This is a genomic window from Novosphingobium sp. AAP83, assembly GCF_001295795.1.
Classification (GTDB): Bacteria; Pseudomonadota; Alphaproteobacteria; order Sphingomonadales; family Sphingomonadaceae; genus Novosphingobium.
Genome location: NZ_LJHY01000039.1, coordinates 22,173 through 36,607, shown reverse-complemented (window position 1 = coordinate 36,607; position 14,435 = coordinate 22,173). Strand labels below are relative to the sequence as shown.

Here is a 14,435-nt window from a genome sequence, read left to right as displayed (position 1 = left end):
GCCAAGCGCGGGCATGGGCATATGGACGATGGCACACGATACAGGATCACACGGCATGGCCATTTTCACCAAGAACCCCAAGTTTGATTGGATTTTCCGGTGTGGCTTGAAAGGCTTATGTCCGCGCTGTGCCAAAGCATCGATGTTCAACGGCTGGCTGAAACTGCAAAAGACCTGCCCCGAATGCGGGCTGAATTATGATTTCGCCAATGCCGATGATGGCCCCGCCTTCTTCGCGCTGTGCATCACCGCCTTTCCGTTGACGTTCCTCGTCGTCTGGGTCGAAGTCGCCTTTTCCCCGCCGTGGTGGGTGCACGTCCTCACCTCCATCCCGATCCTCGCCCTCGGCTGTCTCGCCACCCTGCGCCCGTTCAAAGGCTGGCTCGTCGCCTCGCAATATGTGAACAACGCGATTGAAGCGGGGACGGAGAGTTTGTGGGCGAAGCTGAACGCCAAGGATAAGGACGATAGCACCAAAGTTTAGCTTGGGCCTCGCGTTCCAAAGGCCAACCACACCCCAATACTCTCTACCTTCTACCGTCACCTCGGGCTGTACAGCTTGACCCGGGGTGAAGGGGGATGGCGGGTTTTGGGGGTTTGGGTTGTATGCGCTGAGTGTTTGGAGTCGGTTGGTTACCGGACGTTTCGAGGGACTAACTCGGCGACTGCGGCACCTGTCGGAACGAGCCGCAGGTTGGTTGCTATGGGCAAATTAGCCCAACGCTAATCTGGTCATTGACTTCATACTCTACATATGTAGACTATGAGTTATGCCCCGAGCCCCAAATACCTCTCCGCAAGCCATCAAGCTCTTTTCAGCAATGGTGAGTGGCGCCAATCAATGGCGGCACGGCTATGACCTGATGCAGGCTTCTGGATTGAAATCCGGCACCCTATATCCGCTGCTCATCCGGCTTAAGGAAAGTGATTTACTTGAATCGCAATGGAGCGAGACAGGGGGCGGACGCCCGCGCGCGCGGCAAGTTTATCGCTTAACTAAAAACGGGATTTCTTTCGCAAGTAGCTTGCTTGCCGAGGAGTGTGTGAGAGACCTGTCCAAGCTGGTTACAAGCCCATGATTAACCAGGCGGTTATACAGACCCTTGTCGACTTTATCGGGCGACAGCTTGCCACCCTCATGCCTCACGACAAGGCCGATTGGGTCGCTGCAATGCTGGCGGAAGCAAACGCCATCGAATGTCCAAATGAAGCACTTGGCTTCACCCTCGGCTGCTTATCAACCTGCATTCAGGAGAGGATACGAGAAATGGAATTTCAGCGGAAAGTCATTCAGTCGCTCATGTTGATTGGACTACTGGGATTGGGTGCAATCGCGGCTTGGTCCTCAATCGGCGTGTGGCGCGTCCACGCACCTGCGGGAATAGTCTTTGTAGGGTTAGCAGTGGTTTACATTGCTAGCGCGATGATCGCATTTTTCCTCGGCTCAAGAGCTTTAGCAGTTACTGCGGGCGGAATGTTGGGTGCGGCGATCCTACTCTCGGCTGGTCTCAATGCAAATTGGGCCTCGCGCGCCGGTTTGGTGAATATCCAGCTTTTCAAAGCCTTAGCAATTGAATCGATCGTAATCTGGGGCTCTATCGTAGCGGGGAGCCTGTATTTACTGCATCTTGCGAAGCGCGACTCTAGGGTCGTTGACTAGAAAAAAGCGCTAAGGTCGAATATCTTTTCCCAATGGGAACGGTCTGGATTTCGATAGGTTAGGGCTGAGTCCGCAACGGGGTCGTGTCCTGAAGGGCAGCTTTCGGATCAAATTCTCGCTCAGTCGTCGCGATTACACGCAAGGTTTACTGCCCAACAGCCTCACCCCGCGCGGTAATCCGCAATCACTTCCCCGCACTCTGCCAGTTCGGCCTCATGGCCCACTTCGCGCCACGTTTCGGCCAAGGCCTCGGCTTCCCATTGCAGCATGGCCGGATGCGCCAGAATGTGATCCACCCATGCTTGCCCGGCGCCCACATCAAGCCCATAGGTGCGGATGCGGAAGGCTACGGGGGCGAAGAAGGCGTCGAGTGCGGTGAATTCTGCGCCCGCCAGCAACGGCCCGCCAAACTGCGCCAAGCCTTCCTCAAAAATCTCGCGCACGCGGCCCACATCGCGCAGTAGCGCAGCGCTCATCGGGCGCGGCTTCACCCGCACGCCGACGTTCATCGTGCAATCGTTGCGCAGGGCCGAAAAGCCGCCGTGCATTTCGGTTACGGCGCAGATGGCAAAGGCACGCGCGGCTTCGTCTTGCGGCCACACGCCCTGATGCCGCTCTGCCAGATAGAGCGTGATGCCCAGCGAGTCCCATACCGTGCGCGCGCCATCGATCAGCACCGGCACCTGGCCGGTGGGTGAAAAGGCGCGGAACTCGTCGTAATTGGCAGGCTTGGTGAACGGTTCGATCCGGTCATCAAAGCCGATGCCCAGCGCCTTCATCAGCAACCACGGGCGCAGTGACCAGCTGGAATAGTTCCGGTTGGCGGTGATCAGGGTATAGGGCATTACTTCGCCAGCTCAGCCTCGACCGCCGCCAGCAGTGCCGGATCATCCGGCGTTATGCCCGGGGCAAAGCGCGCCGCCACGGTGCCGTCGCGCGCGATCAGGAACTTTTCGAAATTCCATAACACTTCGGGGTCTTGCGTCGGCGTCATGCCATAGCCCTTCAGGCGTTCGCGGAACTCCTCGGCGGGGCCTTGCTTGGCGGGCAGGGCTTGCGTCAGTGCGGCGTAGAGCGGCTGTTTGGCAGGGCCGGTCACATCGGCCTTGGCAAACAGCGGGAACGAAACGCCATAATTGAGCTTGCAGAATTCGGCGATTTCCTCGTGCGTGCCGGGTTCCTGTGCGCCAAAATCATTGGCGGGAAAACCCAGCACTTCCAAACCGCTATCGGCCTTGGCCTGATACAGCGCCTCCAGCCCCTCATACTGCGGGGTCAGTCCGCACTTGGACGCGACATTGACCACCAGCAGCACTTTGCCCGCATGATTGGCCAGAGTGTCGGCACTGCCATCAAGGCGGGTCAAGGGAATGGATGCAAGATCAGTAGCCATGACGCGTACTCTCCAAATCAATCGATGTAATGCGCGGTCGTCTTCGCGCGTACTTCTTCCGCCGTCACGCCGGGAGCCAGCTCCAGCAGTTGGAAAGGCGAGGCGTGATCGGGCCGGGCGAACACTGCAAGATCGGTCACGATCATGTCCACCACGCCCACGCCGGTCAATGGCAAGGTGCATGAAGGCATGAACTTTGGCGAACCGTCCTTGGCCACGTGTTCCATCACCACGATGATCTTCTTGACGCCCGCGACCAGATCCATTGCGCCGCCCATGCCCTTGATCATCTTGCCGGGCACCATCCAGTTGGCGATGTCGCCGTTTTCGGCCACTTCCATCGCGCCCAGCACGGTCAGATCGATCTTGCCGCCACGGATCATGGCAAAGCTGGTGGCGCTGTCGAAATAGGCGGTTTGCGGCAATTCGCTGATGGTTTGCTTGCCCGCGTTGATCAGATCGGCGTCTTCTTCGCCCTCATAAGGGAACGGGCCGATGCCCAGCATCCCGTTTTCCGATTGCAGCGTCACCGTCATGCCTTCGGGCACATGGTTGGCCACCAGCGTCGGGATACCGATGCCAAGGTTCACATAAAAGCCGTCCTGCAATTCCTGCGCGGCGCGGGCGGCCATTTGATCGCGGCTCCAGCCTGCCTTCAGTCCGTCATGCGTGGTCATCGTATTGGGTCTTTCTACAAGATGTCAGCGGATGGGCGGCGGCACAACGAACCATCCGGCCCCGATGTACTGCTCCAACGCCAGCGCTACCGGCCCGTCCGGATTGCGCAGATAATCAAACACTTCGTCAAAATCGCTGCGGCTATCGCCCGCTATTGCCAACACGCACCAATCCTCGTCCGCGCGGTTGAGGATCTGCTGCTTGCGCACCTCGCCGCGCCGCAAAAGCAGCGCACGATCAATACCCAGCGGATCAAGGCCGGTCGCCTTGACCATTGTCAGCACATCGCGTTCCGCGCTTTGGGGAAGCGTTGCCAGCCATACCACGGCGACGCCGCGCCCCCGTATCACGCGCAATTGCTCGGCCAATCCCGCTTCGGGCGTCGGCGCATCGCCCAGATCAAAGGGTTTGCCGCCGTGATCCAGATCGAGGATCAGTGCAGGCCGCTGATCGGCGCAGAGCTTCATGCGCGGCACGCGGGCCAGACTGGGCTGGTCAATCAGGGCGGAACTGCGGCCCGGCAAGGGTTTGCCATCGCCGATCACCGCCAGCACATATTCGGTCAGCGCGCTGTACCCGGCGTCATCGCGGGCTAACCGCGCTGAATAGGGCATGGGCAACTGGCCCGGAGTGCGGGGATCAGCCATCACATCAGGCCCCACTTCCATGACCGGGTCTGGCTTTACCGGCTCTGGCGCTGCTTCCGTTACCGCCGCCACGGGTGCAGCGGCCTCAACCATGCGCGCACGCGCGCCACGGCCCTTCGCCGCGCAACCGCCAAGCTGCGTGGCCAGGAGAGCCAGCACCACCATGACCGGCAGCGCGCGCATCGTTCAGGCTTCTTCGCGCTTGCGCACGGTGCGGAACTCTATCTTCTTGTCATAGGGCGCGCCAACGATGATCCGCTGCACATAGACGCCCGGCAAGTGGATGCTGTCGGGATCAAGGCTGCCTGCAGGCACCAGCTCCTCAACCTCGACCACGCAGACTTTGCCGCACGTGGCGGCTGGCACGTTGAAATTGCGCGCGGTTTTGCGGAATACCACGTTCCCGCTGTCATCGGCCTTCCATGCCTTGACCAGCGAAAGATCGGCAAAAATGCCTTGCTCCAGCAGATATTCCTGCCCGTTGAAAACCTTTGTTTCCTTGCCTTGCGCCACCAGCGTGCCGACGCCGGTCTTGGTATAGAACCCGGGAATGCCGGCGCCGCCTGCCCGCATACGCTCGGCCAAAGTGCCTTGCGGGGAGAATTCCACTTCCAGTTCGCCCGACAGATACTGCCGTTCAAACTCCTTGTTTTCGCCCACATAGCTGGAAATCATTTTGCGCACCTGGCGCGTGCGCAAAAGCTTGCCGATGCCTTCGTTATCGATCCCGGCGTTATTGCTGGCAAAGGTCAGGTCCTTCACCCCGCTGTCGCGCACCGCATCCAGCAGCCGTTCGGGAATGCCGCTCAGGCCAAAACCGCCGCAAGCAATCAGCAGATCATCGCGCAACAAACCTTCAAGTGCCGCTGCGGCATCGGCATAAAGCTTCTTGGACATCGGGAAATCTCTCCTGCGTTCTTGACGGAGTTCTAGCACAGTCGACGGATTGAAAAGAGCGATTGTTTTTTATCTTAATCGATAACAAAGTCTGATCAAATGAAACGCATTGCCATCTACCATCTCGAAACCCTGCTGTGGATCGCGCGCCTCGGCACTTTTCGCGGCGCGGCCGAACGGCTGAATACCACGCAACCTGCCATATCCGCCCGCGTTCGTGAAATCGAGGAGCAACTGGGCATCGCCATATTTCGGCGCGAAGGGCGCAACATGGTGCTCACCGCGCGAGGGCGGCGGCTGGTGAAAGAGTGCGAGCCGCTTTGGGCGGGCTTTGAAAAGGCGCTGCTCACCGCATCCGGCTTTGAAGGCGCCACCGGCACCGTGCGCATCGGCACTGGCGAGATTGCGGCGGCATCGTGCCTGCCTGCCTATGTCCACGACGTCGAGCGTGATCTGCCCGGCGTCACGCTTGAAATCGAACTCGATCTGACCGCGCGCATGCTCCAGCAATTGCTGGGCGGCATGATCGATATGGCTTTCCTTGCAGGGCCGGTCGCGAGCCCCGGCATCCGCACGGCAGGGTTGGGCGCGGTCAGCCTTGTCTGGGTGGCAGGACAAGAAACGGCGCGGGCAGGGGGCTTTGCGCAAAACCTGCCGGTATGGTCGATCCCCAGCCATTCGCCGCTGCATGGCGTTATGCTTGAAACGCTGGCGCAAGGCGCTATCACCCCGCGCTCGATCAGCACCTGCAACAATGTGCGCACTTTGGTCGATATCGTCAGCGGCGGCGGCGGCGCGGCTGTCCTGCCCGAACCGATGGTTCGGCCCTTGCTGGCATCGGGCGCGCTTGTTGAAGTCCTGCCGCGCCCCGCGCGCATGATCCACTTCGAAGCCGCAATTCGGACCACGGAAAGCGATCCGGTGGTGCTGGAACTGTTTCGCCGCGCGGCAGACCTGCGTATCGATTCCTGAAATTCAGGCGTTCACATCCGAATAGTGCTCGGGCGGCTGGATCACGTCCATCCGCTCGGCCAGCAGCGGGCGAAAGCTGGGGCGGCTTTTGAACACCGAATACCAGCCGCGCGCCTGTTCGTGATTCGACCAGTCAATTCCGCCAAGATAATCGGCAACCGAGATTTGCGCGGCTGCGGCAAGATCGGCAAGGCTCATCTGTGCTCCTGCCAGCCACGGGCGGTTATCGATCAGAAAATCGATGTAATACAAATGCTCATCCGCCAAACGGATCGCATCGCGCAAGCGCTTGCTATCGGGCGGCGTGCGATAGATCAGCCGCTTTCTCATGCGCTCGTCCAGAAACGGCGCGGTTACATCTGCATAAAAGTTTTCGTCAAACAGCGCGACAAGGCGGCGGATTTCCGCGCGATTGGCCGCCGTGCCGTTGATCATCGGCGTCTTGTCGACGGTCTCTTCAAAATACTCGCAGATCGCCCGGCTATCAGCCAAACTGATCCCGCGCTCGGGGTTCTGGATGGCGGGCGTGCGATAGGCCGGGCTGATATTACCAAACCCCTCGCGCCGCTCCCACGGGTTTTCCCGCACCAGATCATAAGCCACGCCCTTCTCGCTCAAGAGAAGCCGCACCTTCCGGCTGAACGGGCACAAAGGGAATTGATAGAGCTGCCACATAATGCCGTGTCATTGCGCGGTGATGGCGGGGAAGTCTAGGGGGTGTGAACTTTTGTATTCAAAAGCACGGCCGCAAAAAAGCGCTACCGCTTTCCATTAACTCCTACCCCGACAACCGCATCCTGTCGCGCAGCACGTCAATTGCGATGCGTTCGATTTCTTCGGCGGGGCGTTCTGCCGCCAGCAGGCTGCCTAATGAGCGTTGCTTCTGGGCGATGAGGTCTATCGCTTGCAGTTTGTCCATGTGGCGCATGGCGATGTCCATATCGATGCACAGCGAGGCGCCGAGCGCTTCGACCTCTTCGGCCAGCTCTTGTAGCACGACAGCAATCTGGCGGTGCGTTGCTTGCGCCATGGGGCGACTCCCTTAATGCTTAACTCTTGCGGCTTGTTGTCTTCAGGCGGCTTCGGCGATTTCGGCCCCGTCAGACAATGCCGCGAGATTGAGCACCATCACCATGCGGTCTTCGATTGCGGCAAGGCCTTCGAGGAACGGCACAACCGTATCGCCTGCCGAAGTGGGCGGCGGGGGTTGCAGGGCGTCGCTGGCAAGGGTGACGATATCGCTGACCGAATCGACGATCCAGCCGCTGATCTGTGCACCTTGCTGGGTCACGATGATCGCGTGACGCGGGGTCGGCTCGGTTGCGCGCCAGCCAAGGCGGGCCGCCAGATCAATCACGGGCAGCACCGTGCCGCGCAAGTTGACCACGCCGGCCACATAGCTTGGCACGCGCGGGAGACGTGTGGTGGGCGACCATGCGCGGATTTCGCGGATCGCCATGATGTCGAGCCCGAAGACCTGGCCTTCGACTTCGAACGTAATGAGTTCGCGCAACATGCTGGAAGCTCCTGAAAGACGGGGGGACATCAGTGTGACACGCGGCGAACTGCCGCGACCAGTTTCTCGGGATCGAACGGTTTGACGATCCAGCCGGTCGCACCGGCTGCACGCGCACGTGCCTTCTTTTCGTCCGAGCTTTCGGTGGTCAGCACAAGGATCGGACGGTCGCGATGGCGGCTGCCTTCGCGCAAACGCTCGATCAAGCCGAAGCCATCGAGGCGGGGCATGTTGATATCGGTGATCACCACATCAACCTCGTTCATCGCCAGCCAGTCGAGCGCGGCCATGCCGTCCTCTGCCTGCGATACATCGAAGCCTTGCCCGGCAAGGGCGTGGTTGAGGAGAGCCCGCATTGACGGGCTGTCGTCTACGGTGAGAATTCGGGTGGACTTGCTCATAGTGGAACTCACTTTTCCGATCAGAACAGTTCGACGTCGCCACGGGTGACGACAGGGGTTGGGGCGGGTTTAACAGGAGGCGCGAACCGGTCTTCCACCGTGCGGAGGCGGACCTGGCCCGATGCCGGGCGGAAATCGACACGGCGGGCTTGCGTCCCGCCAAGATCCTCGCGCAGCAGCATGATGCCTTCGCGCCTGAGGAATTCACGAGCGAATTCGGCGTTCATAGAGCCGATCTTCATCATGTTGCGATTGACGTTGGCCCCGCCATAAAGGTGTGCCCGCAAGTTTTGCTTGCGCGCGCCTTTCGAGAGCATTTCATTGACCAGCAATTCCATCAGATAGACGCCGTAATGCTCGTCAATCTTGGCTCCGGGGATGTTGGCGGGCGGCTCTGACAGGAGGAAGTGATTCATCCCGCCAACGCGCGTTTCGGGATCGAACAGGCACGTGGCCACGCACGATCCCAGTACGGTCGAATATTCAATAGCAGGGCTCGCACTGGCCAGCGCCTGCCCTTGCATCACGGTGACACGCTCAATCGGCGGTCCATTGGAGATCGGCTGCTGATAACTCATATCAGGCCGCCTTGCTGAACAAGTGGCGCGCGATGGAACCCAATGGCGCAACCACATTGGCCGCGCCCAGATTGATCGCTGCACGCGGCATGCCAAACACGGTGCAAGTGGCCTCGTCCTGCGCAATGGTGTGCGCGCCCTTGCGGGCCATGGCGAGTAAGCCTTGCGCGCCGTCTGCGCCCATGCCCGTCAGCAAGATGCCCACAGCGCGCGCGCCCACCACTTCGGCAACCGATGCGAACAGCACGTCAACGCTTGGCAAGTGGCCTGAAACCGGGTCCCCGGGGCGCAGCTTGCAATGGAATGTGCTTGATCCGCCGATGGAGAAGTGGCGGTCATCACCCGGTGCCAGATAGACGTGGCCCTGCTTCAGCGGCAGGTCAGGTTCGGCGATCAGGATCTTGGGCGGACACGATTGATCAAGCGTGCGGGCAACCGCTGGCGCAAAGCGCGCGTTGATGTGCTGCACGATCACGGTCGGCGGGCAATCGGCGGGGAAGCTGCCCAAAACGGTTTGCAGGGCTTCCACACCGCCAGTTGATGAACCAATCGCGATCAGGGCAGGGCGTTCAAGCAGCGAACCCCGCGCTTCCTGCGCCACTTTGCGCACGGCTGGCGCGCGCGTGGTGAATTCCACTTTCGATGCCTGGCGGATCATCTGGGCAAGCCGCCCTGCGTCCTCCAGACCAACCCCGCCGCCGGTCTTGGCATAGCAATCGACCGCACCCAGCGCGAGCGCACGTGCCGACATTTCGTTGCCGGCTTGCGTGGAGCCCGAAACGATGATCACCGGCGTTGGGCGCAATTCCATGATCTTGGCCAGAAAATCGAGGCCGTTCATGCCGGGCATTTCAATGTCGAGCGTGACCACGTCCGGGTCAAGCTCACGGATCATCTGGCGGCCTTCAGCGGCATTGGCTGCGGCGGCAACCACCTCGATGTCCGGCTCTTTGCTAAGCCGGTTCATCAAGATTGCGCGCATGGTGGGCGAATCCTCGACGATGACGACGCGAATGCTCATGCAGACCTCTTGCGATAAATGGTGGGGCCCATGGTCGACAGATGCTCCATCGCCGGTCCGGTCACGCGTTCGGAATGGCCGATATAGAGCCACCCGCCGGGGACGAGTTTTTCCGCAAAGCGCGCAACAAGGCGCTCTTTGGTGGGATTGTCGAAATAGATCATGACGTTGCGGCAGAAAATTACATCAAACTGCCCCTGCATCGGCCAATCGCCCAGCAGGTTCAGCGTGCGGAATCGCGCTATCTGCTGCACTTCGGGCACAATTGCCGTGTCCTCGCCCAAACTTTGCGTCCAGTTGCGGCGCAATGCATCGGGCACGGGCTTGAGATCTTCGGTGCGATAGGTTGCCGCGCGCGCCTTGGTCAGCGCGTGTGTGGCAATGTCGCTGGCCAGCAGGCGCACATCGCGACGGGCGATATCGGCTCCTTCGGCCTGGTCTGGTCCCAGGAACGTCATCAGCAATGACCATGTTTCCTCGCCGCTGGAAGACCCGGCAGACCACAGGCGCACTTTGCCGCCACCGCGCAGCCGATCCACAAAACCGGGGCGCACTTCATTGGCGAAATGTTCGAAGTGATGGGCTTCACGGTAGAAGAACGTGTGATTGGTGGTCAGCGCGCAGATCGTTTTCGAACGCTCGGCGGCGTCTTCGCGGATGCGCATCACATAAGCGCCGAAAGTGGCACAACCGCTATTGCGCACCAGCGGAGCGAGGCGCGAATAGACTAGCATGGCCTTGCCCGCAGGCAGGACGATGCCTGCCTCAGCATGCGCGATTTCGCTGATCGCGATGAAATCCTTTTCGTCGTAGATGCCCGGGCTTACCCCTGGCATTGACGTGTTGAGAGCTTCCATCAGGCTCATGCAGCTTCTGCCAATGTGCCGGATGCAGCTTGTGACGAAGCCAGGCTGCGCGATACCAGACTGTCGACATCAACGATCAGTGCCACCCGGCCATCGCCAAGGATCGTTGCCCCGGCCACGCCCTCGACCGAACGATAATGCGTATCAAGGCTCTTGATCACCACCTGGCGCTGGTCGCAGATCGCATCTACCAGCAGCGCGGCGCGGCCCGCGCTTTCGGTTTCCACCACGATCAGCACGCCATCTTGCGGATGCGAGGCTGCGCCAATGGCACCAACCGAGGCACTAAGCGGGATGACCGGAATGAACCGCCCGCGCACATTGATCATGCAGCGGTTCGCACCAAGGCCTTGCACCTCATGTGGTTCAGGCCGCAAGCTTTCGACCACGTTTGCCAGCGGTACGACCAGCGTCTGGTCGCCGACATTTACCACCATGCCATCGGAAATCGCCAGCGTCAGGGGCAGGGTAAGGGTGAAGATCGTGCCCGATCCCGGCTCTGATTCGATGGTAATACGCCCGCCCAGATCTTTCACATTCTGGCGCACCACGTCCATGCCGACACCGCGACCGGAAACGTTGGTAATGGCTGCGGCAGTAGAGAAGCCCGGTGCGAAGATCAGAAGGTCTATCTCTTCCTTGGTCATCACCGTATCGGGCGCGATCAGGCCCTTTTCAACGGCCTTGGCGAACACGCGGTCGCGGTCGATGCCCTTGCCGTCATCGCCGATGCGGATCAGGATGCGACCCGAACGATGCTCTGCCGAAAGCGTCAGCGTGCCTTCGGCAGGTTTGCCCGCAGCGATGCGTTCGTCTGCCGGTTCGATGCCATGATCCACTGCATTGCGGATCAAGTGGGTGAGCGGCTCGCCAAGGCGTTCGATCACGGTCTTGTCCAGCTCGGTGCTTTCGCCCGAAACTTCCAGGCGCACATGCTTGCCGGTGGACGATGCCAGTTCGCGCAAGATGCGCGGCACACGGCTGAACACCGAACCGATCGGCTGGGCGCGGATCGCCATCGCCGATTCCTGAATGTCGCGCGTCAGGCCTTCAATCAGCGTCATTTCATCAGAAGCGCTCAAACCATCGCTTGAAAGCCGCTGTGCCATCATCGCCTGGGCAATCACCAGTTCGCCCACGGCATCGATCAGCTTGTCCAGCTTGAACAATTCGATGCGGATCGATTGGCCGGGAGCCGGAGGGGCAGGCGGTGCGTTCTGGGCGCGGGCTGCCTGCGCATCGTCTGCGGGCTGCACCGGCGCGACACTTGGTTGGTTGGGCGCTGCGGGCGCTGCCGCTGCCTGAGGCAGGTTTGCCGTTACTGGTGCAGCAGGAGCCGCGGCAGCCACGGGCGCCGGAAAGCGGATCGGCGGCATCTGCGCATTTTCACCAAATGCCAGCGTGCAATCGTCACCCACAAAATCAAAGATATCGCGAACGGCGCTTTCGCTCACGTCCACGGGGAAGCTGAATACCCAGCCCAGATAGCCTGTGCCCGGATCAAACGAATCCAGCGGCGGGATCGCCGAAACATCGCAAGAGGTGCACTTGCCGCCCAGCTCGGCCATTTCGCGCAGCATCAGCAAAGGCTCGCTGCCATTGCGCATGGCGGCGCTGTGGGCGCGCACGCGCATTTCCCAGCGCGGCATTACGCCTGCGCCTTCAGGCTCGGTGATCTCGCCCGAGATATCATCCAGCAAGGCGTCCAGATCGAAGTCCAGATCGAAATCGTCATCGTCCGGCTCGATGGTCTTGGCTTCCATCGTTGCAGGAGCAGCACCAGCAGCAGGCACTGGCTCGGGCGCTGCCGGAGCGGCCCCGGCATTTGCAGCCATCGCGGCGGTCAGTTCCGCCTGAAGCGCTGAGTCCTCGGGTGGTTCGGTGCTGTCGCGGGCCGCGGTTACGTGATCGCTCAACGTATCCAGCGCTATCAGCATCAGATCGATCAGAGGTTCGGTAATCACAACCGTGCCATCGCGCACGTCGGAAAGCAGCGTCTCAAAGGTATGGGTAAAGGCTTGCAGCGCGCTATAGCCAAATGCGCCCGCGCCACCCTTGATCGAATGGACTCCGCGAAACACCGCGTTAACCGTATCGTCGTCCTGCGTGCCTTCCTTGCATGCGGCAAGGCCTTGCTCGGCAGCGGCCAGCGATTCTTCGCATTCTGCAAAGAAGATTGCCTGAATTTCCTCGGCGGTCATGCGTCAGCCCCTGCAAACAACTCTTCGGAAAGACCGGCCAGTTCCGCCGTCTCGCGCAGGGCTGCCGATGCCAGGATCACCGCGCCTTCCCCGGTTTGGCGAGCACTTACAAGGAGTTGCAGCATGGCTTGGCCAACTTGCTGGCAATCGCGCGCATCAATATGCAGCGGCCCGGAACCCAGCGCCGCGATCAATTCGGGCAGCAAGGCTTCTGTGGCTGCGCGGTCGCAGCGGGCTGGCAATGAGATTGACGACATCGGACGAGTGCCCTCCGCATAGATGAAACCAGGTCCGGAACGAATCCGGATTCGGCATGTGTTAGCCATCAGATAGGCCAAGAGGGACGAAGGCAGACTTTCGGCACAGCTAGGGTGAGATACGTAAGGTCAAGCACATGAATTGCTTTTCCCTTCGCGCGTAAAACAAAGCTCTCAGGCGCGTTAAGGCGTTCGAATTAGGGATTTTTGTCACAATGCATGAAGCACGAGTTCTGGTCGTCGATGATTCCGCAGCGATGCGGGCATTGTTCTCCGATATTCTTGATCAAGCGAAGAACGTGACCGTTGTTGGCGCTGCGGCAAACGCTGCCGAGGCGCGCGATCAGATTATTGCGCTGCGCCCTAATGTGGTCACGCTTGACGTGGAAATGCCGGGGATGAGCGGGATTGAATTTCTTGAAGAAATCATGGGCACTGCGCCCCTGCCGGTGGTCATGCTCTCAAGCCTTACCCAGGCAGGCACCGAAACATCGCTGCGCGCCTATGAACTGGGCGCGGTCGAATGCTTCCCCAAGCCGCTCAAAGCAACGCCCGAACAATTCAGCAAGACCGTGGGCAAGCTGGGCAAGATCGTGCTCGCGGCGGCCAACAGCAACGTCAAGGACCGCAGGGCTCCGCGTGAACACAAGGCAACTGAGACCAATTTTGAATGGAACGGCTATATCGTCGCGCTGTCGGCCTCGATGGGCGGGATCGATGCGTTAACAACGATCCTTTCCTACTTCCCCGAAAAGTGCCCGCCCACGGTGATCACGCTGAACGCTGAACCGGCGGTGGTGGAAACCTTTATAAAGCGCATGGATACCGATCTGAAATGCTCGGTCAAAGCCGCCAAGGATGTCACGCCTTTGATGCCTGGCACCATTCACATCGCGTTTGATCCCGAACGTCATGCGGTGATCGAACCGGGCAGCCCCGCCAAACTGCGCCTGATTGATCGCGATCCCGTCGATGGCATGCGTCCCGCTGCCAACCTCCTGTTCGGTTCGATTGCGCGCGGGTCAGTCCCCGCAACGGCCGCGGTGCTCACGGGCATGGGCGCCGATGGTGCCAAAGGCCTCAAACTGATGCGCGATCAGGGATGCAAAACCTTTGTTCAAGATCCCAACACGGCGATGGTCGCCGAAGCGCCTGCTGCCGTGATTGCCCTGGGCGCAGCGGAACAGGAACTTGGTCTAGATGATCTGGGCGCAGCCCTGATTGCCAGCTGCAACAGCGCCTGACCCACCCCCGATTTTCCCGCGTTGTCAGACCCCCACCAACGCGGGAAAACAAAGAACCCGGAAGGCCCCTAAACGGGCTTTCCGGGTTTTCGTTTTGCTGACCC

Annotated in this window: 19 protein-coding genes; 5 read left to right on the top strand and 14 right to left on the bottom strand. The window is 60.3% G+C overall.

Features of this window, described 5'->3' with window-relative positions:
* Positions 1–28 precede the first annotated feature (28 nt).
* The 3 genes from IP81_RS16015 to IP81_RS16010 all read left to right on the top strand — a co-directional run bounded on the left by IP81_RS16015 (position 29) and on the right by IP81_RS16010 (position 1,660).
* Positions 29–484, top strand: a complete 456-nt coding sequence (locus tag IP81_RS16015; RefSeq protein WP_369800774.1) for a DUF983 domain-containing protein — start codon at positions 29–31, stop codon at positions 482–484.
* Positions 485–770: 286 nt separating this feature from the next.
* The gene (locus IP81_RS19850) at positions 771–1,079 is read left to right on the top strand and encodes a helix-turn-helix transcriptional regulator (protein ID WP_082356234.1); all 309 of its coding nucleotides are present in this window, start codon (positions 771–773) and stop codon (positions 1,077–1,079) included.
* A complete protein-coding gene (locus tag IP81_RS16010) occupies positions 1,076–1,660 on the top strand; it encodes a hypothetical protein (protein WP_082356233.1) in 585 nt (194 codons plus the stop codon). Before IP81_RS19850 ends, IP81_RS16010 begins: the two co-directional genes overlap by 4 nt.
* 161 nt (positions 1,661–1,821) lie before the next feature.
* Here the strand turns inward: IP81_RS16010 and IP81_RS16005 are convergent, their stop codons facing one another.
* From IP81_RS16005 to IP81_RS15985, 5 genes are read right to left on the bottom strand one after another with little or no spacing between them, the layout of a single operon-like run.
* Entirely contained in the window at positions 1,822–2,505 is a 684-nt protein-coding gene (locus IP81_RS16005) for a glutathione S-transferase family protein (RefSeq protein WP_054109018.1), read from the bottom strand.
* On the bottom strand, positions 2,505–3,053 hold the full coding sequence (locus IP81_RS16000) for a glutathione peroxidase (protein ID WP_054109017.1): 549 nt from the start codon (positions 3,051–3,053) through the stop codon (positions 2,505–2,507). Before IP81_RS16000 ends, IP81_RS16005 begins: the two co-directional genes overlap by 1 nt.
* Before the next feature lie 17 nt (positions 3,054–3,070).
* Entirely contained in the window at positions 3,071–3,730 is a 660-nt protein-coding gene (locus IP81_RS15995; RefSeq protein WP_054109016.1) for a CoA transferase subunit B, read from the bottom strand.
* 24 nt (positions 3,731–3,754) lie between these two features.
* Positions 3,755–4,561, bottom strand: coding sequence for a hypothetical protein (locus tag IP81_RS15990; RefSeq protein WP_054109015.1), 807 nt, complete (start codon positions 4,559–4,561; stop codon positions 3,755–3,757).
* A gap of 3 nt (positions 4,562–4,564) precedes the next feature.
* Positions 4,565–5,275: a CoA transferase subunit A gene (locus tag IP81_RS15985; RefSeq protein WP_054109014.1), complete on the bottom strand. Its 711-nt coding sequence runs from the start codon at positions 5,273–5,275 to the stop codon at positions 4,565–4,567.
* 99 nt (positions 5,276–5,374) lie between these two features.
* On the opposite strand from IP81_RS15985, the gene IP81_RS15980 reads away from it, so the two are divergent.
* A complete protein-coding gene (locus IP81_RS15980) occupies positions 5,375–6,247 on the top strand; it encodes a LysR family transcriptional regulator (protein WP_054109013.1) in 873 nt (290 codons plus the stop codon).
* 3 nt (positions 6,248–6,250) lie between these two features.
* Here the strand turns inward: IP81_RS15980 and IP81_RS15975 are convergent, their stop codons facing one another.
* The 9 genes from IP81_RS15975 to IP81_RS15935 all read right to left on the bottom strand — a co-directional run bounded on the left by IP81_RS15975 (position 6,251) and on the right by IP81_RS15935 (position 13,087).
* The gene (locus IP81_RS15975; protein WP_054109012.1) at positions 6,251–6,922 is read right to left on the bottom strand and encodes a glutathione S-transferase family protein; all 672 of its coding nucleotides are present in this window, start codon (positions 6,920–6,922) and stop codon (positions 6,251–6,253) included.
* 103 nt (positions 6,923–7,025) lie between these two features.
* Positions 7,026–7,277, bottom strand: coding sequence for a hypothetical protein (locus IP81_RS15970; protein WP_054109011.1), 252 nt, complete (start codon positions 7,275–7,277; stop codon positions 7,026–7,028).
* A 42-nt stretch (positions 7,278–7,319) separates the two neighbouring features.
* Positions 7,320–7,763 carry a chemotaxis protein CheW gene (locus tag IP81_RS15965; RefSeq protein ID WP_054109010.1) on the bottom strand — a complete coding sequence of 148 codons (444 nt, stop codon included), beginning with the start codon at positions 7,761–7,763 and terminating at the stop codon, positions 7,320–7,322.
* Between the two features lie 29 nt (positions 7,764–7,792).
* Positions 7,793–8,164, bottom strand: coding sequence for a response regulator (locus tag IP81_RS15960; protein WP_082356232.1), 372 nt, complete (start codon positions 8,162–8,164; stop codon positions 7,793–7,795).
* 20 nt (positions 8,165–8,184) lie between these two features.
* A complete protein-coding gene (locus tag IP81_RS15955) occupies positions 8,185–8,742 on the bottom strand; it encodes a chemotaxis protein CheD (protein WP_054109008.1) in 558 nt (185 codons plus the stop codon).
* 1 nt (position 8,743) lies between these two features.
* Positions 8,744–9,763: a chemotaxis-specific protein-glutamate methyltransferase CheB gene (cheB, locus tag IP81_RS15950; RefSeq protein ID WP_054109007.1), complete on the bottom strand. Its 1,020-nt coding sequence runs from the start codon at positions 9,761–9,763 to the stop codon at positions 8,744–8,746.
* Entirely contained in the window at positions 9,760–10,629 is an 870-nt protein-coding gene (locus tag IP81_RS15945; protein ID WP_054109006.1) for a protein-glutamate O-methyltransferase CheR, read from the bottom strand. Before IP81_RS15945 ends, cheB begins: the two co-directional genes overlap by 4 nt.
* Complete coding sequence (locus tag IP81_RS15940; RefSeq protein ID WP_054109005.1) at positions 10,626–12,830, bottom strand: chemotaxis protein CheA; 2,205 nt, start codon at positions 12,828–12,830, stop codon at positions 10,626–10,628. Before IP81_RS15940 ends, IP81_RS15945 begins: the two co-directional genes overlap by 4 nt.
* On the bottom strand, positions 12,827–13,087 hold the full coding sequence (locus IP81_RS15935) for an STAS domain-containing protein (protein WP_054109004.1): 261 nt from the start codon (positions 13,085–13,087) through the stop codon (positions 12,827–12,829). Before IP81_RS15935 ends, IP81_RS15940 begins: the two co-directional genes overlap by 4 nt.
* Before the next feature lie 215 nt (positions 13,088–13,302).
* On the opposite strand from IP81_RS15935, the gene IP81_RS15930 reads away from it, so the two are divergent.
* Entirely contained in the window at positions 13,303–14,331 is a 1,029-nt protein-coding gene (locus tag IP81_RS15930) for a chemotaxis protein CheB (RefSeq protein ID WP_054109003.1), read from the top strand.
* Positions 14,332–14,435: the final 104 nt, after the last annotated feature.

Coding starts and splice junctions, on each gene's coding strand:
- IP81_RS19850 (WP_082356234.1), top strand. CDS start 771: ATGCCCCGAGCCCCAAATACCTCTCCGCAAGCCATCAAGCTCTTTTCA.
- IP81_RS16010 (WP_082356233.1), top strand. CDS start 1,076: ATGATTAACCAGGCGGTTATACAGACCCTTGTCGACTTTATCGGGCGA.
- IP81_RS15990 (WP_054109015.1), bottom strand. CDS start 4,561: ATGCGCGCGCTGCCGGTCATGGTGGTGCTGGCTCTCCTGGCCACGCAG.
- IP81_RS15945 (WP_054109006.1), bottom strand. CDS start 10,629: ATGAGCCTGATGGAAGCTCTCAACACGTCAATGCCAGGGGTAAGCCCG.
- IP81_RS16005 (WP_054109018.1), bottom strand. CDS start 2,505: ATGCCCTATACCCTGATCACCGCCAACCGGAACTATTCCAGCTGGTCA.
- IP81_RS15995 (WP_054109016.1), bottom strand. CDS start 3,730: ATGACCACGCATGACGGACTGAAGGCAGGCTGGAGCCGCGATCAAATG.
- IP81_RS15965 (WP_054109010.1), bottom strand. CDS start 7,763: ATGTTGCGCGAACTCATTACGTTCGAAGTCGAAGGCCAGGTCTTCGGG.
- IP81_RS15980 (WP_054109013.1), top strand. CDS start 5,375: ATGAAACGCATTGCCATCTACCATCTCGAAACCCTGCTGTGGATCGCG.
- IP81_RS16015 (WP_369800774.1), top strand. CDS start 29: ATGGCACACGATACAGGATCACACGGCATGGCCATTTTCACCAAGAAC.
- IP81_RS15985 (WP_054109014.1), bottom strand. CDS start 5,275: ATGTCCAAGAAGCTTTATGCCGATGCCGCAGCGGCACTTGAAGGTTTG.
- IP81_RS15955 (WP_054109008.1), bottom strand. CDS start 8,742: ATGAGTTATCAGCAGCCGATCTCCAATGGACCGCCGATTGAGCGTGTC.
- IP81_RS15970 (WP_054109011.1), bottom strand. CDS start 7,277: ATGGCGCAAGCAACGCACCGCCAGATTGCTGTCGTGCTACAAGAGCTG.
- IP81_RS15930 (WP_054109003.1), top strand. CDS start 13,303: ATGCATGAAGCACGAGTTCTGGTCGTCGATGATTCCGCAGCGATGCGG.
- IP81_RS15935 (WP_054109004.1), bottom strand. CDS start 13,087: ATGTCGTCAATCTCATTGCCAGCCCGCTGCGACCGCGCAGCCACAGAA.
- IP81_RS15940 (WP_054109005.1), bottom strand. CDS start 12,830: ATGACCGCCGAGGAAATTCAGGCAATCTTCTTTGCAGAATGCGAAGAA.
- IP81_RS15975 (WP_054109012.1), bottom strand. CDS start 6,922: ATGTGGCAGCTCTATCAATTCCCTTTGTGCCCGTTCAGCCGGAAGGTG.
- IP81_RS15960 (WP_082356232.1), bottom strand. CDS start 8,164: ATGAGCAAGTCCACCCGAATTCTCACCGTAGACGACAGCCCGTCAATG.
- IP81_RS16000 (WP_054109017.1), bottom strand. CDS start 3,053: ATGGCTACTGATCTTGCATCCATTCCCTTGACCCGCCTTGATGGCAGT.
- cheB (WP_054109007.1), bottom strand. CDS start 9,763: ATGAGCATTCGCGTCGTCATCGTCGAGGATTCGCCCACCATGCGCGCA.